The organism is Arsenophonus endosymbiont of Apis mellifera, from assembly GCF_903968575.1.
GTDB classification, from domain to species: domain Bacteria; phylum Pseudomonadota; class Gammaproteobacteria; order Enterobacterales; family Enterobacteriaceae; genus Arsenophonus; species Arsenophonus apicola.
Window position 1 is genome coordinate 303,402 of the sequence record NZ_CAJCFU010000079.1, and the last position, 23,505, is coordinate 326,906.

General features: G+C 38.5%; 17 protein-coding genes. 4 read left to right on the top strand and 13 right to left on the bottom strand.

All coding sequences use genetic code 11. The features are described 5' to 3' along the window. Positions 1-158 precede the first annotated feature (158 nt). The 3 genes from asnS (at position 159) to H1X92_RS15235 (ending at position 4,437) form a co-directional block, all read left to right on the top strand. The gene (gene asnS, locus H1X92_RS15225) at positions 159-1,559 is read left to right on the top strand and encodes an asparagine--tRNA ligase (RefSeq protein ID WP_180560931.1); all 1,401 of its coding nucleotides are present in this window, start codon (positions 159-161) and stop codon (positions 1,557-1,559) included. Positions 1,560-1,865: 306 nt separating this feature from the next. Beyond that, on the top strand, positions 1,866-2,999 hold the full coding sequence (locus tag H1X92_RS15230) for a porin (RefSeq protein ID WP_304488599.1): 1,134 nt from the start codon (positions 1,866-1,868) through the stop codon (positions 2,997-2,999). A gap of 247 nt (positions 3,000-3,246) precedes the next feature. Beyond that, a complete protein-coding gene (locus tag H1X92_RS15235; protein ID WP_180560932.1) occupies positions 3,247-4,437 on the top strand; it encodes an amino acid aminotransferase in 1,191 nt (396 codons plus the stop codon). Between the two features lie 101 nt (positions 4,438-4,538). Here the strand turns inward: H1X92_RS15235 and H1X92_RS15240 are convergent, their stop codons facing one another. The 7 genes from H1X92_RS15240 to cmoM all read right to left on the bottom strand — a co-directional run bounded on the left by H1X92_RS15240 (position 4,539) and on the right by cmoM (position 15,497). After that, positions 4,539-5,171, bottom strand: coding sequence for an MBL fold metallo-hydrolase (locus tag H1X92_RS15240; protein WP_180560933.1), 633 nt, complete (start codon positions 5,169-5,171; stop codon positions 4,539-4,541). 50 nt (positions 5,172-5,221) lie between these two features. After that, positions 5,222-5,770 (bottom strand): YcbK family protein, encoded by a 549-nt coding sequence (locus tag H1X92_RS15245; RefSeq protein ID WP_180560934.1) that lies wholly within the window; start codon positions 5,768-5,770, stop codon positions 5,222-5,224. A gap of 397 nt (positions 5,771-6,167) precedes the next feature. Further along, on the bottom strand, positions 6,168-7,862 hold the full coding sequence (gene ldtD, locus H1X92_RS15250; RefSeq protein WP_180560935.1) for a L,D-transpeptidase: 1,695 nt from the start codon (positions 7,860-7,862) through the stop codon (positions 6,168-6,170). Between the two features lie 385 nt (positions 7,863-8,247). Then, positions 8,248-12,696: a chromosome partition protein MukB gene (gene mukB, locus H1X92_RS15255; RefSeq protein WP_180560936.1), complete on the bottom strand. Its 4,449-nt coding sequence runs from the start codon at positions 12,694-12,696 to the stop codon at positions 8,248-8,250. Between the two features lie 2 nt (positions 12,697-12,698). Next, a complete protein-coding gene (gene mukE, locus H1X92_RS15260; protein ID WP_180560937.1) occupies positions 12,699-13,406 on the bottom strand; it encodes a chromosome partition protein MukE in 708 nt (235 codons plus the stop codon). After that, positions 13,387-14,709, bottom strand: coding sequence for a chromosome partition protein MukF (mukF, locus tag H1X92_RS15265; RefSeq protein ID WP_180560938.1), 1,323 nt, complete (start codon positions 14,707-14,709; stop codon positions 13,387-13,389). The genes mukE and mukF overlap by 20 nt, the downstream gene beginning before the upstream one ends. A gap of 11 nt (positions 14,710-14,720) precedes the next feature. Next, complete coding sequence (gene cmoM / locus H1X92_RS15270) at positions 14,721-15,497, bottom strand: tRNA uridine 5-oxyacetic acid(34) methyltransferase CmoM (RefSeq protein ID WP_180560939.1); 777 nt, start codon at positions 15,495-15,497, stop codon at positions 14,721-14,723. A 199-nt stretch (positions 15,498-15,696) separates the two neighbouring features. Here cmoM and elyC point away from each other — a divergent pair, with 199 nt between their 5' ends. Further along, positions 15,697-16,503 (top strand): envelope biogenesis factor ElyC, encoded by an 807-nt coding sequence (elyC, locus tag H1X92_RS15275; RefSeq protein WP_180560940.1) that lies wholly within the window; start codon positions 15,697-15,699, stop codon positions 16,501-16,503. 31 nt (positions 16,504-16,534) lie between these two features. Here elyC and kdsB read toward each other — a convergent pair whose 3' ends face one another. From kdsB to H1X92_RS15305, 6 genes are all read right to left on the bottom strand, one after another. Then, the gene (kdsB, locus tag H1X92_RS15280) at positions 16,535-17,284 is read right to left on the bottom strand and encodes a 3-deoxy-manno-octulosonate cytidylyltransferase (protein ID WP_180560941.1); all 750 of its coding nucleotides are present in this window, start codon (positions 17,282-17,284) and stop codon (positions 16,535-16,537) included. Between the two features lies 1 nt (position 17,285). Continuing rightward, complete coding sequence (locus tag H1X92_RS15285; protein ID WP_026822372.1) at positions 17,286-17,465, bottom strand: Trm112 family protein; 180 nt, start codon at positions 17,463-17,465, stop codon at positions 17,286-17,288. A 127-nt stretch (positions 17,466-17,592) separates the two neighbouring features. Continuing rightward, positions 17,593-17,814: a cold-shock protein gene (locus tag H1X92_RS15290; protein WP_180560942.1), complete on the bottom strand. Its 222-nt coding sequence runs from the start codon at positions 17,812-17,814 to the stop codon at positions 17,593-17,595. 369 nt (positions 17,815-18,183) lie between these two features. Next, positions 18,184-19,176 (bottom strand): tetraacyldisaccharide 4'-kinase, encoded by a 993-nt coding sequence (gene lpxK, locus H1X92_RS15295; protein ID WP_180560943.1) that lies wholly within the window; start codon positions 19,174-19,176, stop codon positions 18,184-18,186. Beyond that, positions 19,176-20,921, bottom strand: coding sequence for a lipid A ABC transporter ATP-binding protein/permease MsbA (msbA, locus tag H1X92_RS15300; RefSeq protein ID WP_180561009.1), 1,746 nt, complete (start codon positions 20,919-20,921; stop codon positions 19,176-19,178). The genes lpxK and msbA overlap by 1 nt, the downstream gene beginning before the upstream one ends. A 55-nt stretch (positions 20,922-20,976) precedes the next feature. Beyond that, positions 20,977-23,274 (bottom strand): DNA internalization-related competence protein ComEC/Rec2, encoded by a 2,298-nt coding sequence (locus tag H1X92_RS15305; protein ID WP_180560944.1) that lies wholly within the window; start codon positions 23,272-23,274, stop codon positions 20,977-20,979. Positions 23,275-23,505 lie beyond the last annotated feature (231 nt).

Sequence of the window (23,505 nt, forward strand, 5' to 3'; positions counted from 1 at the left end):
CTAAATTAAATTCTTATTACAAAGGTCTTTTCATCTGGTTATTCCCATTTTAAACTTGCTATTTTTACTTGTTTCCTACGTGTGGACAAGTAACATAAGGCCTTTCCCAAACGGGATCAAACAACTTTAAACAACTAAATAACAAAAGAGAGTATTTTATGAACATAGCGCCTGTAGTCGAAGTACTGCAAGGCCGTGTAGCGGTAGGCGAAGAAGTAACCGTTCGTGGCTGGGTACGTACAAGGAGAGATTCAAAAGCCGGTTTCTCATTCCTCGCCATCTATGACGGTTCCTGCTTTAATCCATTACAGGCTATTGTAAATAATCAACTAGATAATTATGAAAACGACGTTTTACACCTGACCACCGGCTGCTCAGTTGAAGTAACCGGCATTGTGAAGCCATCGGAAGGTCAAGGACAAAAATTTGAATTATCTGCCACTCAAGTTGTTGTCGTCGGCATGGTAGAAAATCCTGATAGTTATCCTATGGCTGCCAAGCGTCATAGTGTTGAATATCTACGCGAAGTGGCACACCTGCGTCCGCGCACCAATCTTATCGGCGCTGTTGCCCGTGTTCGTAATACGCTAGCACAAGCTATTCACCGTTTCTTTCATGATGAAGGCTATCTCTGGGTCTCAACACCCATTATCACCGCCTCCGATACCGAGGGAGCCGGTGAGATGTTTCGTGTCTCAACATTAGATTTGCAAATTATTCCTCGCACAGAAAAAGGTGATATTAATTTTGATAAAGACTTTTTTGGCCGAGAAGCATTTCTAACTGTATCCGGTCAGCTAAATGGCGAAGCTTATGCTTGTGCCTTAAGCAAAATTTATACCTTTGGCCCAACGTTTCGGGCAGAAAATTCGAATACCAGCCGCCATTTAGCCGAATTCTGGATGGTTGAACCGGAAGTCGCTTTTGCCGATTTGAACGATATCGCCTCGCTGGCTGAGAAAATGTTAAAATATGTTTTTAAATCGGTTTTGCAAGAACGCCATGATGATTTAACCTTTTTCGCTGACCGGATCGATAAAGAAGTGATCAGCCGGTTGGAAAAATTTATTGCCTCAGATTTTGCCCAAATCGACTATACCGATGCCATCAAAGTGCTGGAGCAATCGGGTCAAACCTTTGAAAACCCAGTGGCTTGGGGTATCGATCTCTCTTCAGAACATGAACGTTATTTAGCTGAGCAACACTTCAAAGCACCCGTAGTGGTTAAAAATTATCCAAAAGATATTAAAGCTTTTTATATGCGTCTGAATGATGATAATAAAACCGTTGCTGCCATGGATGTATTAGCGCCCGGTATTGGCGAAATTATTGGTGGCTCTCAGCGTGAAGAGCGATTGAATAAATTGGATGCTCGCATGGAAGAGATGGGGCTTAACCAACAAGATTATAGTTGGTATCGCGATCTGCGCCGCTATGGTACTGTGCCCCACGCCGGATTTGGGCTCGGATTTGAACGCCTAGTCGCTTATGTCACTGGCGTACAAAATATTCGTGAAACTATTCCCTTCCCGCGTACTCCACGTAATGCGAGCTTTTAAATATTTAATCCCATAAAATGAATAAATATTTTAATCATAACTGGCCAGTATACCGCTGGCCTTTTTATTTCTAATTATGATAAATATTAAAAAGTTCCCCTTTATTTACATTTTGAAACATATTATTTCTTTTTGTTACAAATATTGTATTTTTGTATCATTTTCAGGGTAGATAAAAATTTTTACCAATGGAACACTGGACGCAGAAACGAGACGACACTAAACTCTTAGAGATAGTTCCCAATGGTTGGGAATTTATTTTTGGCAGTGGCAGGTGTCCGAATAACACCAATGAGGGTAATAATAATGATGAAGCGCAATATTCTTGCAATAGTTATCCCGGCGTTGATAGCTGGAGCTGGTACAGCAAACGCAGCTGAAATCTATAACAAAGACGGCAACAAACTGGATCTATACAGTAAAGTTGACGTTCGTCACTTCTTTGGCAAAAGCAGTGGTGGCGATGAAGGCGATGATTCGCGTGTTCGTCTTGGTATTAAAGGTGATACTCAAATCTCTGATCAACTGACTGGTTTTGGTCGTTTCGAGTGGGAAACTAAAACCAACAAAAGTGAAGCTGAGAACGAAAACACAAACCGTCTAGCTTATGCCGGTTTGAAAATTGCTGACTTTGGTTCAATAGATTATGGTCGCAACTACGGTGTTCTGTATGATGTCAACGCATGGACTGACGTTCTGCCTCTTTATGGTGCAGACTCTATGTCTCAAGCTGACAGCTACCTGACTGGCCGTAACCGTAACCTGTTAACTTACCGTAGCACTGATTTCTTTGGTCTGGTCGATGGCTTGAACTTCGCCCTACAGTATCAAGGCAAAAATACGGACAGCAATAAATCAGGCAGCGATAAATTCCTGAAAAATAACGGTGATGGCTTCGGTCTGGCCGCCAACTACGATATCGGCTGGGGCGTGGCGCTGGGCGCTGGTTACGCCAAATCTAATCGTGGCCTGACTGATCAGCAAAAAAATGACAGTGGCGCTGGCGGTAATAGTGCTGAAGGCTGGAACGCAGGTATCAAATATGATGCCAACAACCTCTATCTGGCAGCCATGTACGGTGAAACCCGTAATATGACTCGTTTCGGTAAAGAAACAACTCTTAATACAGATGGCACTCAAGTCGCTAACAAAACTGAAAACTTCGAAATCGTTGGTCAGTATCTGTTTGACGAAATTGGTCTGAAACCATCTATCGCCTATGTGCAGTCTAAAGGTAAAGATTTAACTGATGCTGCCTACTCGCAGAAGCAAGACTTAGTGAAATACGTTTCTTTAGGTGCTTTCTACTATTTCAACAAAAACCTGACCGCAGTTGTTGATTACAAAATTAACCTAATCAATGGCAGCAATGGCTTTGCTGATAAATATGGTATTGGCAGAGACAACCTGGTTGGTTTAGGCTTAGTTTACCAGTTCTAATTATCGCTTAGCGGTGATTTAGCAGTAAAAGTGAAAACGTAAATCTAAAAAGCAGCGCATAAGCGCTGCTTTTTTTAGTAGTCCATGTTAACTGTTAAAATATTGTTACCTATCAGACAATACCAACCTAAACTAATATCACAAGTTTGCCTTATTTTTAGCGCAGAGTGTTGGCAAATCATTTTCATCGCGTTAACCTGAGATCCCTCGATTATCAAATCACAATTGAGTTACTGGAATTATAAATATGTTGGAAAATATTATTGCAGCTCCTGCGGATCCTATTTTAGGCTTGGCAGAGAGTTTTAATGCTGATCCGCGTAAACAAAAAATCAATTTAGGTATTGGTGTTTACAAGGATGAGTCAGGGAAAACCCCCATTCTTACTTCTGTCAAAAAAGCAGAAAAATATCTGTTAGAGCAGGAAGTGACTAAAAATTATCTTGCTATTAGTGGGATAGCGGAATTTGCCACCGTTACGCAAGCATTACTTTTCGGCAACAACCATCCGATTATCGCCGAAGATCGCGCTCGCACGTCACAGGCACCAGGCGGAACCGGTGCATTGCGTATTGCGGCTGAATTTATTGCTAAACAGACCTCTGCCCAACGCGTCTGGATCAGCCAGCCAACCTGGCCAAATCACGAAAATATATTTAAAGCGGCCGGACTGACAAGCTGTTATTACCATTACTATGATGCTAATCAGCATAATCTAGACTTTGCTGGCATGTTAACCAGCTTAGAAGATGCGAAGCCGGGTGATGTCCTATTACTACATGGTTGCTGTCATAACCCTACCGGTATCGATCCAACGCCAGAACAATGGGAAATTCTATCTACCCTGGCAGCAGAGAAAAACTTACTACCGGTTTTTGATTTTGCCTATCAGGGCTTTGCAAAAGGCCTGGATGAAGATGCACAAGGTTTACGTATTTTTACCAACAAAAATCCAGAAATTATCATTGCCAGCTCCTATTCGAAAAATTTTGGTTTATATAATGAGCGGGTTGGTGCCTGTACAATTATTGCCAATAATAGCGAGCAAGCCGAGCGAGCGTTTAGTCAAATAAAATCGATTATTCGCGCAAACTATTCTAATCCCCCTGCCCACGGTGCAGCTATTGTTACCACCATTTTATCTGATGAATTACTAAGGAAAGAGTGGATCGAAGAGTTGACAACCATGCGGCAACGCATCCAACGGATGCGACAATTATTTGTAAATACCTTACAAGAAAAAGGCGCTAAGCAAGATTTTAGTTTTATTAGCAGACAAAACGGCATGTTCTCTTTTAGTGGGCTTAATGAAGAACAGGTAACTCAGCTACGTGAAAAGCATGCAATTTATGCAATTAGTTCAGGTCGAATTAATGTGGCTGGCTTAACGTTAGAGAATATGGTTCCTCTTTGCAAAGCTATCATTGATGTATTATAAAGAAACATATAGTTAATTCAGATAGTTACCGATTAGGACAATGCCCTAATCGGTTTTTTATTAGTCACAGCCAACAGCAAAATGGTCGTAGCCGCATAAAACTACTCTTGTAAGAAGGGGTTAAATTGCCGCTCAGCAGCCAAATTAGACATTGATCCATGGCCAGGAATAAATTGATAATCATCACCGAGGGGCAAAATTTTTGTTTTAATTGAATGGATTAATGTTGCATGATCACCTTGCGGAAAATCAGTGCGCCCAACACTACCCTGGAAAAGCACATCTCCCATCGAAATTAGCTTATCGGCATGATTAACAAAGATAACATGTCCAGGCGTATGCCCCGGGCAATGTAAGACAGACAATTTGATATTAGCAAAACGAATTTCATCTCCTTCTTGCAAGTAGCGATCTGGCGTAAAGTCTGGACATTTTGCGACACCAAACATTTGGCTTTGCACTGCTAATCCTTTGATCAAAAATTCATCTTCTTTTTGCGGGCCATAAATTGGCACCGAAAAATGTGCTGCTATCTCGGCACAACCACCTACATGGTCAAAATGACCATGAGTTAGCAAGATATAGTGTAAATTTAATGAACGCTTTTCAATTTCAGCAATTAATTTTGCTACTTCGCCACCAGGATCAACAATTACGGCATCTAAGCTCTTTTCATCCCAAATTAGCGTACAATTCTGCCTAAAATCGGTTACAGGAATAATTTCAAATTTCATATAGTAGTAAATCCATTATTTAAATAAAAATTTATTTAATATCTAATAGATTACCATCTTCTGACCGGTCCTGTATCAATATGTACAAAATTACTATTAGGATAATAACCTACTCCTCCCGCTCGCATCTTTAATGCAGCTTTGCGGATATGGCTAAGTTCGATCCCTTTAATATGAAAATCCATTGCTCGACCATGGGTATGATAGCTATTTTTAGCAACCCCACTACTTTTACGTCGTAAAGCATTATTGGTTTCAACAGAACGATAACCAGAAACGAGTTGAACAGGTTTATTGGTTCCCATTAACATTTGTAACAAATAAATCTGATCAAATAATTTCGGATCAATGGTTTTAATTTTATTATTACGATGATCACGGAATAGGTGATTCAATCTGGTCAATTCAGCGTTATTATAACGACGACCATCAAAAAACTCAGTTTTAAGAAACTCACCAGTATGAAGATTTTCAAAGCGCAGAATTTTGGGTCGCGGGGTGGTTAATGCCGCAAAGACATAGCTAGGTAATAAGCTAAAACCCAGTGTTATTGCGCCATAACCTAACCATTTTCGTCGATTCTGATCAATATTGTCCATAGCCACTTAACTCAAATAAAAAGAAAAAATAATAATCAATATGTACGATAATTATACCGAATTTATTTCACTACTTTTGTATAATTATGTAAAAAATATCTATCTAACGCTATAGAATATCACTTTTAATACATGTTAATTATAAATACAAATAACATTATTATAACCTATTATGGCAATAAGCACATCAAATTGTTCAATATTTATACAAATCATGCTTAAATTAGGCTAGTTTATCAATCAATCTTATTAGTATCTGCATTTAGTCGATTATATTAAACAAGGCATAATTTATCACAAATAGCGATATTTATGCATCTATACTAAATAGTTAAAAAATAATCCGCGATTGAAAAGTAATATAAAAGAAGTTTTTGCCTCTTTTATATCATTTTATTTATTCATTAAGGGTGGCTCTTATTTCATTTAAATAATTTATCGCCCCATAAATAACTTTGTCATAGCCATAAATGTCATCGCGAAAATTAGCGCTATTCTTGTTATCAACCCAGGCAGTTTGGTAATAAAGATAAATAGGTATCCTACCAGGAATATTAATATAACGTGTCTCACCTTGCTGAAGTGCAGCGTCAATACGCTTTTGATCCCAACTAGCACGCGCAAGTAAAATTGATGCTAATACTGATGCCTTATTCACTCTCACACAACCAGAGCTAATTGAACGATTTTGCCGATTAAATAAACTATGGTTAGGGGTATCATGTAAGTAAATTGCATCAGTACTTGGCATGTTGAATTTATAACGGCCTAAGGCATTGGCTGGCCCTGGTGCCTGGCGTATACGATAGGGAAAGGATGAAGATGAGATGGCATTCCAATTTATCGAGTAAGGATCAATAGGATAGGCATTACGCTCCCAACCAGATAAAACCGTAAAACCTCGGCGAGCAAAAAAGCCCGGATCCCTTCTGGCTTGAGGCAAAATATCTTTACGAACCATGCTAGTAGGAACATTCCAGGGTGGATTAATAACGACATTATTAAGTTCACTACTCATTATTGGGGTTTTACGATCAGGGCGACCCACAATAACTTTAGAATCTATAATTAATTGATTATTTAGATAAAAATGTAAAGTATAAGCAGGAATATTAACTAAGATGTCAGAACCACCTTCATTAGGAATAATTCTTAAACGCTGGATATTAATCGCCAGTAATCCGGCCCGCTCGGTAGGTGAAGTATTTAGCCATTTTAATGTTGCGTTACCAATAATACCATCCGGCTCTAATCCATACATTCTCTGGAATTGTTTAACCGCATCTACTAATAATCCACCATAATTACGAATATCTTCATCCTTTACCGCATCCTGGGTTAACAACCCATTGCGAGTTAAAATTTCACTTAAGGAAACAAGATCGTTGCTTGCTTGCCCTGGCTTTAATAGACTAACCGTATTTATTTTTGGCCATATTTGTTTATCAGCCAAATAAGCCAACATTTTCGTCCTCATTGGTAAATATGAGGCGTGTTGCGGCGCTAATGTTTTGATCCAACTAGCTAATTGTTTAGCGTTAATCGCGCTTTGCCACTGAGAAACACTACCAATCGTTGGCTCACGAAGTGGATAAGGCGTTTTCTGATATAACCAATCTTTACCATTATATTTTACATTACATATAAAATATAAATAACCTAACATCGCATCTGATAAAATAACATCTCGTTCCATCTGATTGAGTTGTTTATTTTTTACTAATAGTGATAGCCATTTACCAAACTGCGGCTGAAAACCGGCCAGCGCCAATTCGGCTAATTGCTGTTTGAATTCTATTACCGCAGCTTCATTATCCCATAAAGGTTGCATATTATTTTCAGCATAGAGCTTCGCTAACCTGTCCATATAGACTAAATTAATACCAGGTGATAACCAGCCCTGCAGTTGCTGACGGCTTTTTTGCATCTCTGGCACAGTTATATTTTTCTGCTCAGTAACCAAATTTGTTAAAGGGACTTGGGTATTTGTGATCGTGTCTATTTGCGCCAACTCAGCACATGCTGGTGTTATTGCCAATATTACACAGCATATTAGTGAAGCACGCAAAGTGTTCACTCTTTTATTCGCCATAATATCACCTTTTTATTTCATTTTTATTGTTTTAATAGCAGAGTAAAAAATTTATCTTTAGCCAGGTTAAAATTAACTAATTTATTGTCTTTTATTTGCTACAAAAATAAATAATTTTTATATTTAAAAAATAATCATGTTTATAAATTAATTTAAACCTGTATTGACAAAGTAAATTTTCATTTAAAATAAAATCCCATAAATTTTAGATTTAATGCTTATTAAAAATTAAATTACCAATCCGCTATATTTAAAATATAATCTTCGATCACTTTATTTTCAATTGCAATACTTAATTTACTTTTAAAACAAACCATTTATAAAAAAACCGCTATCATGAAATAGCGGTTATTAAAATATAAAAATAATCTTTTACTACTTGAGTTTAAGTAACAGCAGATGATAGTTTTAACCGCTCATCTTCTTGACCAAAACCTTTTAAACCAACAACATGCACATGCTCTTGTTGGCCAAATACCTTACGTACCAGCTTATAAGTCGTCCCTTTTTCTGGACTGATATTTTCAGGTGCCGCAATAATTAATTGCATTTTTAATCGTTCACAGAGTTCAAACAGGGTTGCAATCGATTTAGCATCCAATCTAGCCGCTTCATCCAGGAATAAGAACCGACATGGTAAAATATCTTTACCTCTTAATCTTTGTGACTCTTCTTCCCAACTTTGTACAACCATCACTAAAATTGACATGCCTGTACCAATCGCTTCTCCCGTCGATAGCGCACCACTTTCTGCTTTTAGCCAACCATCTGAACCACGATTAACTTCAACATCCAGTTCCAGATAATTACGATAATCGAGTAACTCTTCGCCAATAGTTTGTGGCAAGCGTTGCCCAATATCTAGTTGCGGGTTTAAACGTTGATAAAGTTTTGCCATCGCTTCAGAAAATGTCAGACTTTTATTTTTAAACAGATCTTGGTGATGTTCGTGCTCTTCTGACAAGACATCAAGTAATGATTCATGACTTTGTCGAATATTAACATTGAGTCGAACCCCATTTACCTGGCCAAATGCAACTGACTGTAGCCCTTGATTAAGTAAGCGAATTCGATTTTGCTCACGATGGATCGTTTTACGGATAATATTTGCCACACTCTTAGCACTGATAGCTAATTTTTGTTCCCGGGCGGTCAGTTCTTCTGTTAGACGCGCTAATTCAATTTCCATCTGTTCAATGGCATCAACCGGATCATCAGTGCGAATAATATCTTGTCGAATCCGTTCACGTAAATGTTCATAAACCGCAATAAAGAACGCTATTTTACGCTCTGGCCGTTTAAGATCTTCAGAGGCACGCAATACATCGCGTAAATGTTCATTATCCGCGACCGCTTGTCTAAGCGCTCCTAGCGCTTTATCTGACATCGAACGTAAACTATCACCATCCATATAAGCTAATTCACGTCGATGTAAACGACGCTCGACACCGTTCTCCCTAACCATTTGCATAACAGCACACCAACCGGATTTACCTGACACAACCTGCTCGCGAAGTTGGTAATAGTCCCGCTCCAATTTTCTTAATTTTTTTTGCCAATTGTCCATTTCAGCTTCACAAAATGCGATCTGTTTCTCCAATTGATTGATGCGCGAGCGATTAGCATTTACTGCTTCATAAAGTTGGTCACGGCGTTCACGTGCCCGTTTTTCTGCATTACTATCTGCCTGAACGCCAATCGCTTTTATTTCAGCCTCTAACTCTCTTAGCATATCCTGCTTAGTGTCAAAAGAGCTGCGTAATGATGCTAATAGTTGATTCAATTGTGCAGTTTTAGTTTGTTGCTGTTTTAGTTGTTCTCGTACCTGACTACGCTCTTTTTCAGCCTGTTGTAAACGCTGACGGAGTTTATTATTTAAATCAGTATCTTCTGTCAGCATCTCCGTCGAGTCGCTATAACTAAAATGGGCACGACGTTGTAAAACTTCAATTAAAGCGAAAGTTTGCTGTTTGGATTGTTGCTGTAACTGTTTGACTTGTTCATATTCGTGGCGTAATTGCTCATGTTGTTCAGGATCACTTTGCAAAACGTTAGCTATCGGTTCTAGCTTTGCCAACGATTTTGCATGTTTATGCAAAAAGTGCCCCGCTTCTTCGGCCTCTGCAAGCGCTGCTCGGATCTCTTCGATGCGATCCACTAACGTTTCATCCATTAGCAAATTCACTTGTGGCAACAAACGGTTCAAACTGGATAACCGCGCTTTGATCGTAGTATGTTGCTTTTTTTGTTGTTGTGTCTGAGCTTCAAATTGTGCTAACTGGCGTTCTAGTTCATTTCTACGTTGGTTTAAAGAACGAATCTCAGCCTCTGGATCAGGGTCAAAAACCACCGCAAGATGCTTGCCAATGAAACCACTAAAGGCATGATGAGCTCGTTGTAATTTCTGCATATCAAAAGAGAGGGTTGCATAACGCTCAGCTAAGCTATCTCTCTGCTGGTTCAACATTTCCAGTTGATTTTCACGCGCTGCCCGACCAAATAACGGAACTTCAGGATAACGAGAAAAACGCCATTGACGCTCTGAAGATCGAACTAATACTGCCTGGTCAAATTCTTCCGCATTAAATACACTATCATCAAAAGATTGCGGATCACCTTCAATAAAATAGACATCATCTGGACATTCAGCTATCAATTCACTTAGTTGTGGCTGAATTTTTGCCAGCTCAGGAACCACAATGCCATGTCTTGCTGGACCATAGAGCGCTGAAAAATAGGGCGCATCATCGATAGTAATATCATCATAAATTTCAGATAACAAAACACCACCAAGACGTTCAGCCAAACCAAGTAGCCGATTATCATCTGCGCCGCTCGGTTGACTAAGATGGGCTATCTGTTGCTCTAATTCACGCTTTTGACTGGCGACTTCATCACGTTCAACGGTAATTTCACGTTCTTGTTCTAATAATTGCTGTAGATGCTCGGTAATTTCATGACTCTGGCTAAAACTATCATCAGCCTGTACAGTTAATTGATTAAGTGCATCTTGTGCCGCCAGCCAAATAGGTGCTTTTTGAGTTAGCGTTCGAATTTGCTGTTTGATCTGCTCAAGCTCTTGACGCATTAACATGCGATGCTCACTACTTTCATTAACAGAAACACTTAGTTCTTCTTGCTGTGCTTCTAATTGTTCCAGTAATGTAGTCAGTTGATCTGGCTGATATTGCTGTTCAGAATATTGACAAAATTCAGCTAAAATACGTTCAGCATCCTGCCGGCTATTAAGTTTTTGCTCCAGTTCGGCTAATTGCATTTGTAGCGGCTCAATACGCTGGGCAAGATGTTGCTGGGAAGCCCAGTCGCGCAATAATTCACGAGCTTTTTGATAAGCTTTATCTCCTTTTACCTCACCAGCAATATTTTTAACTAAGCTATAAGCCTGGTCAAATTGGTTAGTGGCCGCATCAATCACACTGATTTTCTGTGCCAATGCAAGCAATTTTTCGGTATGTTGTTGCTCTGTTTCTTCAAATTTGGTCAAAAATTGCTCGACATTATTTGGCGTTAGTTTAGCCAATTGGCAAATTTTCTTTGCTCGTTCTAGTGCTTGCTGAGCTTTTTGATATTGGATTGCGCGCGTCTGCTGAACATCTAACGCTTGCTGGTAATCAGCCAGTTGACTTTTTAGCTCATCAACTTCTAATTCAGCCGCTTCAACGTTGGCTTCAAGCTCAGCTTGCTGTTCTACGGCTTGCTCAACGACTTCAGTCTGTTCTTCCAGACGATAGGTGATCTCTTCAATATCGGCCTGATAGCGATCAATTTTTTCCTGTTGGCGTACCGCTGCTTGTACAAGACCTAAATGATCGCTGGCTGCCTGAAAATCAGCCTCTAAATCTAGCGAAGAACCATTTTGTTCGTCCAGCTCACGTACCATTTCAACATGACGGGTCTGGGCAGCAATCAGTTGTTTACGGCCGTCAAATAATTCAGCCCGAACAGCAAGTGCACTATCTAGATGCACTCGGCGTTCATTCGCATGACGCATATAATCAGCAGAAACGTAATCTGTTGCTTCATTAATTAAACGTCTAAATAAATCACGATCAGACTGAGTGACCCTGATCGCTTCAAGGGTTAATCTATTTTCTCGCAAAGCCGCTTCCATATCCTGAAAGGCTTTTCGAACACCACTATTCTCAGGCAAAAGATAATCACGTAATGAACGCGTAATGGCACTAGAAATTCCACCGTATAAAGAAGCTTCGATTAAGCGATAAAATTTGCTCCTGTCACTGGATGATCTCAATCGTTTAGGAATAATACCCAGATCAAATAACTGGGCATGATAATCAATAATTGAATTAAATTGTTTAAACTGCACACCTTCAATTGCATCGACGTGATCTTTTAAATCATTTAAACCAATCACTCGCGCTTGACGTTCTTCAACTTGCTCAGTCAAGATATGCGTTGGTAATATTGCGCTAGGTAATCCTTGGATTATAAAAGGTTTTATATCGACTTTTTTATCACGACCGGCAATTTGTTGTAAGCGCACACCGACTAAAATACGTTGATGGCGGGAATTGATTACGTCCAAAATTGAATAACAGACCCCTGGACGTAATTTTCCATGTAACCCTTTATCACGTGAGGCTGAAGTTGCACCCGCTTCGGTGGTATTACGAAAATGCAATAAGGTTAAATCAGGGATCATGGCGGTAATAAATGCCGCCATAGTGGTCGATTTGCCGGCGCCGTTACCACCAGATAACGTCGTTACTAACTCATCCAAATCAAACGTTCTGGCAAAAAAGCCGTTCCAATTGATGAGCGTGAGTGAGCGAAACTTGCCTCGTTCTAACATAGCTATTCATCCTCCGCTTCATCTTCAACACTATCATTACTTTCGTTATCGGTTAACCCTAAGTTATCTTTTAACGACATCGCTTCGCCATCACGGATCATGCGTAATTGGGCTTGTTGTGGATCATCGCCACTACGCACATCAGCACCAAAACGAAAGACAGATTCGGCGATCATAAAACGCTGACTGTCATTTTGCAAAAAATGAACCATTCCTAATCGGCGTAGACGATTAAGCGAAGTGCGCAGCTTTTCTTGTAATTTTTGTTTATCCAAATCCGTACCTGTCGAACGCTGATTAACAAACTTAAGTAGTTTGCTTTCATCCGCTAGGGACAATAGCTCTTCAAACAGTTCCTGCGCAGTAAAAATGCCCTGATTAGAAAGTCTTTCCGGACTTAAATAGAGATAACAAAGAATTTTGCCAACCATCATATCTAATTCAGATAAAACTGAGCGAGGAATCAATGTAGTCGAACGTGGACGTAAATAGAAAAAACCTTCTGGCGCACGGATCAACTCAACATTATAGCGAGCATAAAAGGCGGTTAACTCCTGTTCAAAATCCATCAAAAAAGCGTGATTATCCAGATCATCAATGCCAACATGGCGCCCGGCTCGAAGCTGGCTATCCAATTCAGGGAAAAGAGAGCTGACTAAAGCTTGTGCCAATTTTACTGGCATAAATTGTTCAATATTTGTCGATGACATGTGCCTGTACCTTGGCTCCGTAATCATTAATCGCTAACCATTCAGGATGGATACCTGAGAAATCCGCTTCTGCTATACCTAATTTAACAGCTTGATCGACAATAATACGCGCCACATCAAAATGCCGTTTCTGTGGATATTTTGTCAAGTAATCACGCAAAATTAAACCAATATCAAGTGGATGCTGATCTTTCTTATAACCTGCTAATGCCTGCTCCATTATCTCAATCAGTTGTTCATTAATCTGATTAAATTCTTCATATTCCAGTTCAGTTGGCAACTCACCCGTCGCTTCTTCATTACTCAATACCAGATCTTCATCACGCACATCAAATAAACGTTCAGCATTGGCTACCGTTAACGCCCAAGGATCGGTAAAATAATTTTGCACCGATAGACGTAAGCGCTGCGAGAATATCCTATTTTTATCCATATCAATGGCGGTACGAATAAATTTATGCACATGGCGATCATAACCAATCCAGAGATCAATCGATTGTTGACCCCAACTAATAATTCGATCAAGCTTACTTTGTAGATCAAATACTAGCTTATCAACCAATTCTGAACCACCTCCATTCATATTTGCCTCTTGGATACGTAACAAATTGGACTGTAATTTATCACCCGCCGCTTCCAGCGTATCTTGTAATTCACGTAATGTGCCTGAAGTTTCCGTTAATAGTTGTTCACAATTGGCAATCGCTGCTTGCCAATCCTGACTAAGTAATGCGGAGATGTCTTCCTTTACACTATTTTGCTGTTCATCCATTACACGCTGCGACATATCAATACTGTCAAAAATTTCTGCCACTGAATATTTTAATGGTGCAAAGACATGGCGATGCCAGTGAAATTCATCGCCCCCTTCTTCTGCCGCATCCGCCGCTCGACTTAATTCACCAGCTACAATCGAAAGTTGCATCGATAAACGTAGGGAAGAAAATTCCCGCTGGCGAATATAATAATCACTGATCCCAATACCAAGTGGCGTTAAACGGTAAATGGCATTACCTTCAATGATTTCATTAGAAAAACGATTAAATAATTTCTGTCGTACCATATCATTAATTGCATTATTTGCTCTGGCAGTAACGGTTTCGGCGGTCTGCTCGAATCCTTTACTAACTTCACGAAAAGCATCAATTAATTCACCTTCACTCATTTCGCCATCAAACCGCTCGCTATTAAGGACAGCCACCGCCAATAAAAAAGCCAAACGCTCAGCAGGTAATGATATTGAAAAATCATTTTTCCGCGCCCATGATACCAATTCCGGCACAGTCTGGGAAAACTCACTCATAATTCATCCTTTCACATAGACTTGCATGCCATAACATGAATATAGCGCCCCAGATTAATATAGGGTTGTTGTCGACAATAGCGCTGCTCCAAAGCAAGCAACGCCGGAAAATCTTTATGTTGTAACTGACGGCTTTGTAGATAATCATGAAAAACCCGTACACCGGTTTTACCAACTATTTTAAAGTCAAATTCTTCTAACCATTGATATACTGTTTCTGGTAATAACGGATTAAGAGGGGTAAGTGAACGTTTGCGGCGACGCTGAATATTAGGTGTCGCTAAATGGAAGTTACCTAATACAGCATTTCTCATCACCAACCCATTCGCATTATAAAACATGATAGAAAATGCGCCACCTGGGTTAATTATATCCGCTAGGGTTTTTATTGCCGATTTTTGTTCATGGATCCATTCAATCACTGCATGAAACAACACTAAATCAACGGCTCCCGTTGCTGTTAAATATTGGGCTATATCCTGAAAGGTAGCGTGAATAAATTGCATGTTCTGGCTTACTTTTTTTTCATCAGCCAACAATCTGGCGCGTTCAAGCATGGCTGCCGAAATGTCACAAACAATAACTTGATGTCCCATCGCAGCCAATTTGCAAGCAAAAAGGCCTTCTCCTCCACCCGCGTCCAATATCTTTAACGGCTTACTGGGTAATAAATTAAGCAGAGTGTTTAGATCCTGCCACATAACCGCTTCGCGTATTTTTCCCTTAGTTGTGCCATAAATATTCTGTGTAAACTTATCTGCAATGTCATCAAAATTGCGACCTACCATGAAAAAATACCTCGATAACAACTATTATAAAACTTAATCGCCATTGCTGATAAAAAATACCTATTAACCAACAGTTAGATAATAAAAAATAATAGCAATCTTTGTTGAAAATAATTTTTATATTAACAATTCATTAATCTAGTATCTATATGATTGAATATACCACACGCTCGATAAATTCATTAACTAGGGTTGAAATATGTTGTTTATATTGAAAAAATATCTTGGTGCGCTTCTAATGCCATTACCTCTCATCATTTTAATAAGTTTTATCGGATTATTACTACTTTGGTTTACTCACTGGCAAAAAAGCGGCAAATGTTTAGTCTCTGTTAGTTGGTTGGCGTTGTTATTACTTGGCACACAGCCTATCGCCGACAAATTGCTACTGTCAACGGAAGGTAACTTTAGCAAACGCTATGAACTATTACACCCTAAACAAACAATCCAGTATATTGTTGTACTCGGAGGCGGATTTACTTATAACCCTGATTGGCCACCAAGCGCTAACCTTATTAATAATAGCCTTGCAAGAGTGACGGAGGGAATTCGTCTCTATCTTCAACATCCCGGTGCCAAATTAATTTTTACTGGCGGTCGCGGCAAAAATATGATCAGTAATGCGGAAGTGGCTGCGAAAGTCGCACTATCGTTAGGTGTACCTGAAACAGCTATTATTACCTTAACCAAACCCAGAGATACAGAAGAAGAAGCCCTTGAAGTGAAAAAAATCGTTGGCAGGCAACCTTTTCTATTAGTGACGTCAGCAAACCATATGACACGCGCAGAACGTTTCTTTGTTGCTAAAAATTTGCGTCCGATTACAGCACCAGCTAATCAACTTGCCATTACCTCACCATTACAACCTTGGGAAAGATTTTTTCCTTCTGCTTACTATTTTTCCCACTCGGAACGCGCTTGGTACGAATTTCTTGGTTCAATATGGCAAGCAATAAAAATTAACAATAATCAACCTCTAATCCATAGTTTTAATGTAGAGGAATGAACCGTTTCAAATAGCTAATAGCAGTATAATTTTACCCAGGAAAAAATGCTTTCCGAACAGCATCAAGATCCTGCTGATTATCTACTCCCGGCCCTGGTGTTTTAACTGCTAGGGCAACATGAATTTTTTCGCCGTACCATAGTACACGCAACTGCTCGAGCATTTCTATTGTCTCTAACGGACTAATCGGCCATTGAATATAACGACGAATAAAACCAGCCCGATAAGCATAAATACCGATATGACGTAAAAAGTGCTGCCCAATCGCCATTTTGCTAACTGCAAAGCGATCACGTTCCCAGGGAATAGCTGCTCTGGAAAAATATAAGGCATTACTCTGTTTATCCGTCACTACTTTTACTATAGCCGGATCAAATACGTCATCTGGATTATTGATGGCCGTCGCTAAGGTTGCCATACCGACATTATTTAGCATTAAATTACTAGCTAACTGATTAATTATTTCTGGTGGGATTAAAGGTTCATCACCCTGAACATTGATAATGATTTCTTCATCAGAAAATTTATATTTTGCAATAACTTCTGCTAATCTTTCTGTGCCTGATTGATGATTAGCATTAGTCATACAGACTTCACCATTGGCCGCTTTCACCACATCAAATACAGCCTGATGATCAGTCGCCACAATAACACGCTTTGCATCTGACATTCGCGCTCTTTCCATTACTCTAATAATCATAGGTTTTCCATGAATATCAGCTAACGGCTTGCCTGGTAAGCGATTAGAAGCAAAACGCGCTGGAATAATGACTGTGAACATGTTACTTCTCTTCATCTAAAGGCAACTCACGAGCTTCTTCCCTTAATAATACAGGTATGTTATTGCGCACAGGATAAGCAAGATGATCAAATTTACAGATAAGCTCTAGATTTTGTTTATCATAGATTAGTTTGCCATGGCAAATAGGACAAGCAATAATATCAAGTAGGCGGTGATCCATACATTCCTCATCAAAAACATAATTTTAGATGAAACCAGAATAGCACAAGCATGTATCACCGTTAACTTTAATCTCTGCTCTAATAAATATTTGTCAATTTTTTGACAAATTGGCAGCGAATAGTGGTTTAAACTTCATAAACGATAACATCAGCGGCAGAAATACCATAAGCGTTACGCGTAACTGAATATTCAACACACTGGCCTTCTTTAAGCCACTTATTTTTGGTGTTCGCAATAGCTCGACGATTAACATAGATATCTTGACCGCCATTGACAGGGGAGATAAATCCATAGCCCTCTTTTACATCAAACCATTTTACGCGACCCATTTGTAATTGAAATGTCATGATAAAAACTCCTTTTGTTCACTAGGTGACAAAATTTCATTTTGCCTAGTGCTCCCTACTCTTTTATTAAGCCTTCGATAAAAACCTCATTTTTCTTTTACCAAATACCCTTAATGTCAGAGTAGTATTATTATACTAAAAAAACACTAACTCATTAGTGTCTATTGCTATCTAGCATTTATTTAAATGTTAAACAACATTACAATAAGCCAAATTATTCATTACTAAAATTTATCAATCAAACTTGATACTAAATAAAATTAAAGGATTTTGTATTAATGAAATAATAGCTGGCGTGGTATTATTGAAATGATGTCACTACATTCCTAACTAGATTTGACTTATAAATAACATGATAATGTTATCATTTCAAGCATTTTTGCTAAGCTCCGCCAATTCACTGATGGTTGAAAGAATTTTTCCTGCACCAGGTTGTGAAAGATTAGCATTGACCGGCAGATACCACCAATTTGATTGAGCAAAATGAAAACATTTCACTGCGTCCTTTTCAGTCATTAATAATGTTTGATGATCAGTCACTAAGGATATTAGGGTAGAAAATTCATAACACTGGTGATCAGAAAAAGCATGTGTGGCAATTAATGGTACCCCTTTTTGCTCAAGGCTTGAAAAAAAACGTGCTGGGTGCCCAATTCCTGCAATTGCAACAACTTGTCCTAATTCACAGACCGATCTTTTTTCGCCAGTCAACATATTGATAGCAATATCGCCTGTTAACTGCATAGCAATCTCTCCATGCTTAGCTATACCACCATTAAGAATAACAGCATTAACACTATTCAAGCGATATTGACACTCACGTAATGGACCTGCCGGCAGCAAGCAACCATTACCAAAACGACGGATACCGTCAATAACTACGATCTCAAAATCCCTTTGCAGTGCATAATGCTGAAGACCATCATCAGTAATAATAACATCCAGCTCTTGTTGCTTCAGTAGCATTTTAACTGCTGCTACTCGTTTAGGGGCAACCGCCACTGGCACACCGGTTCGCCGATAAATTAAAGCTGGCTCGTCGCCACTTTCCTTTATTGATATATTTTTATTAACCAATAACGGATAAGAAGTTGCTTTACCCCCATAGCCACGAGATACAACTCCAACGCGATAGCCTCGTGATAAAAGCTGTTCAACTAACCAAATGACAACCGGCGTTTTACCATTACCGCCAACCGTCAAATTACCCACAACAATAATAGGTATCGGTGCTTTCCAACTAGGGAAAATTGCCAAATAATAGCAAAGCCGTCTTAAACCAATAATCATGCCATATAAAAATGACAGCGGCAGTAGTAAAAAAGACAACCACGAACAACCTGACCAGATTTTTTCAATCATTATTTAAATTGCATATTATAAAGTTGAGCATATGCACCATCACACTTAAGTAAAGTTTGATGGTTGCCTCGTTCAATAATTTTACCTTCCTGAATGACCAAAATTTCATCTGCATTTTCTATCGTTGAAAGACGATGGGCAATAATAATAGAAGTCCGATTTTTCTGTAATTCATCCAATGCTGCTTGAATGGCTCTTTCTGACTCAGTATCAAGTGCAGATGTAGCTTCATCAAGAATTAATATAGATGAGTTATGTAATAAAGCACGCGCAATGGCAATTCGCTGTCGCTGCCCGCCAGAAAGCATTACACCATTTTCGCCAATAACCGTATCTAGTCCATTATCCAGTTTTTCAATAAAGTCCATTGCATAAGCAGCTTTAGCAGCTTTTTCGATCGCTTTTCGACTAAAACGACCATCGGTTGCATAAGCAATATTATTTGCAATAGTATCGTTAAAAAGATAGACATGCTGCGAAACGAGTGCGACTTGGTTACGTAGAGAGGTTAAAGTGTATTCACGCAAATCACGATCATCAAGCAGTATTTGACCTTCATTAACCTCATAAAAGCGGGTAATTAGATTCGCTATTGTCGATTTTCCTGAACCGGATCGTCCGACTAAAGCAACAGATTTTCCAGCCGGAATTTTAAAACAGATATCCTGTAATGCCGGATGATCTTTTGTTGGATACTTAAAGGTAACATGTTTAAATTCTATTTTACCTTTAGCTTTTTTCAAGGTTAATTTACCCTCGTCTTTTTCCTGCTCCATATCTAAAATGCTAAACAATGTCTGGCAAGCAGCCATACCTCGTTGAAATTGTGCATTAACATTTGTTAATGACTTTAATGGGCGCATTAATGCAAACATGGATGAAAAAACAACACCGATAGTTCCTGCGGTCAATGTTTGCATTACTTCAGGAAAACTCGCAATATAAAGCGTGAATGCTAAAGCAAGAGAGGCAATCAGTTGGATGATAGGATCAGAGATCGAAGATGCGGTTACCATTTTCATCGTTTGCCGACGCATATGGTTACTTACTTTGCTAAAACGCTCTGTTTCAACTTTTTGTCCACCAAAAATCAATACTTCCTTATGGCCTTTTAACATCTGTTCCGCGCTAGCCGTTACTTGCCCCATGCCAGTTTGCATACTTTTACTAATATTCCTAAAGTGTTTGGAAACCGAACGAATGGTTAACGTGACAATAGGAGCAATTACAATTAATATTAGTGAAAGCTGCCAACTATAATAAAACATCAGCCCAAATAGACCGATAATATAGGCAGTTTCTCGAACAATAGTGATTAAAGCGCTAGAAGAGGATGAGGCGACTTGCTCAGAATCATAAGTGATACGAGAAAGTAAGGTTCCTGTTGACTGTTGATCAAAAAAAGCGACCGGCATCCCCATCATATGGCCAAACAAACGCCTACGCATATTCATGACAACTTTACCAGAAACCCACGCAATACAATAATTGGAGATAAAACTCGATATCCCTCTTATCAGCATTAGCCCCAATATAGCAATGGGTAACCATTTTAGTGTGGTGTTATCCGCTTTGCCGAAACCTTCATCAAGCAACGGTTTTAATAAGGAGATCATGAATGCATCACCTGCAGCATTAATGATTAACGCAACAGCAGCTACACTTAATCCCAGTTTAAATGGCAAAATCATTGGCCATAGTCGACGAAATGTTTGCCATGTGGAAAGATCTTTATCATTCATTATCATTGTCTTATTAAATACCTATAAAAATAAGCCTTTTATTCTACTCGGGAAATGTCTAAATACCAAATTGCTGATGATACCAACGAGGATAAAGCTCCTGCCTATAACGCATTATTTCAATTTGATCAGAATAAAACTGCGCTATAATTTGCCCTGATTCCGCCGTATTTAACCAATTTACACCCAGATTCACATATCGTTGTCGTACTTTATCAGAAGGTAAACTCCAACGGCTATAACGAGCAACAGAAGTCAGTGCATATTGCGGTTTAATTGCTTGAATAAACGCCATCGTTGACGAAGTATTGCTACCATGATGAGGAACTTGTAATAAATTAGCCGGCAAATTTGCTATTGCTAAACGCACCAGTTCCTTTTCCGCTGCTTTTTCAATATCGCCAGACAAAATAACTGCATGATGGCCATCACTAACTTTTACTACACACGATTCATTATTGTGTGATTTTTTTTGATCGACTATTGGCCATAATACTTCAAAATGTAATCTCTGCCATTGCCAATGAATACCTCGATGGCAAGGAAAATGGTTTTCTTTATCAAAATGACTTCTGACTACTAATCCAGGATAGGTTAATAATAAACTGGCTACCCCACCTGTGTGATCGATATGATTATGACTAAGTATAACGCCTTCTGGTATTAAACGATGATATCGTAAATAAGGCAAAATAGTACTATTAGCAATACTGTTCTTGTTCCATACAGTACCCGTGTCATAAATTAACACTTTTCTTTGTTGCTCAATAATAATCGCTAATCCATGCCCTACATCTAACATAATTAATCGCCAAAGCACTAAATCGCTCTGTTTCAGGCTGGTCATTGACCAATAGATTAATAATGTTATCAGCAACTTATACTGGACAAACCAACCAAATTGCCAACATACGATAATAAGCCAACTAACCCCGGTTATGATAATTGGCAGATGGCCCGTATCAAGCCAATAACGCTCAATATGAGGTAGGAGCCATAGTACTAAACTAATGCTTTTATCGATTATATCGAATAATAAATTTTGTACTGAGTGCCAAAAAATACAAATATATGAAAGCATAATTAGCGGTACGGTTATAAATGAAATAATTGGTACTGCCCATAAATTAGCCCAAAAACTAGCAATATTAATACCTTGAAATAAAATCAATTGAATAGGAATTAACAAGATAAGCATGCCAAGTTGTAAATGAACCAATTTAGCTAACCAATCAAGCCAACTGTGTTGAAACTGGACACTCAATTTAACAAATGAAAACCAAAATATTAATGCCGCAACCGCAAAACTCGAGAGCCAAAAACTATCAGCCAGTATTGCTAAAGGTTCAACGACTAAAATTAAAGTGATACTCCATAATGCCCACTGCCAGGGAAAACAGACAAAATTTTGTTGACGAATATAAAGCCATAACGACAAGGCAAATACAGCCCGCATTGCAGGTATCGCCCAACCAGATAACCAGGCATAGCCTAAAGCAAAGCACCATCCCACTAACATTGGGATACGAGGCTCGATAAAATAAGTAGGTAATAAAAACTGTACTAAACGAGATAGCCAAAAACCAAAAAAGTAAGCCATGCCAATATGTAAACCAGAGATAGCCATTAAATGCGCGATACCTGTTTGTTGTAATTGCTGCCTAAGTACCGAGTCTAATAATCCACGCTCACCAAACATTAAGGCATAAATGACAGCTTGATTATGATATTTACTGATCACACTAGCCGACATTGCAATTATCTGTTGTCTTAAAGAACAATGTTTACTCAATATAGTAAAGTTTTGAACTTTAAACGTACCTAGTAAACGTTGATTTATTGCATATCGTTGGAAATCAAATCCACCTTCATTTAATAAACTATGAACAGGTTTTAATTGCCCAGAAAAAATGAGTTTTTGCCCGGCACAAAAAAAATTATTTTTTGACAGAGCATTAGGCTTAAACTGAATATAAGCATACAATATAGGAAATGATTGTTTATTATTATTGATTAGCAACCTTACTTTTATGCGGTTATGATTGTCTCTATTCACTAAACTATCTTCAATAACGGCCACATAGCGTTGTTGTTGGCTAAATAATTTCATTTTTTCTAATAAATAATTTCCCTGCCAGCATCCCCACAAAAAGCTTATACCTAAAATAGCAACAAATTTAGTCAAATAGAATGGAATAAACCAAAATAAACAGAATATAACAGACAAGCACAATTGGAGTGATTTATTGGGTAATTGTGCTAAAAAAAGTAAAGGTAATAATCCCAATATAACCGCTACTGATGCTGAATTAATATTTATTTGAACCCGATTTATATTAGCTAACATTTTTTTCATGTAGCGCTTTCCTGACCAAATCGATATCAGGAAATTAGTCATATTATTAATATAATTCAAAAAGATAAATGACATTGCCCATAAAAAGCCGAAAAAATATTTATTTCTTTTTTACTATTTTCATTTTTTTGCGAGATGATTCCCAACTAGTTTTAGTTAAGAAATTTTATTTTTTGATTATAAAATTTTATTATTATTTTTTAATAATGAAAAATTAAGCGTCTTGTAACA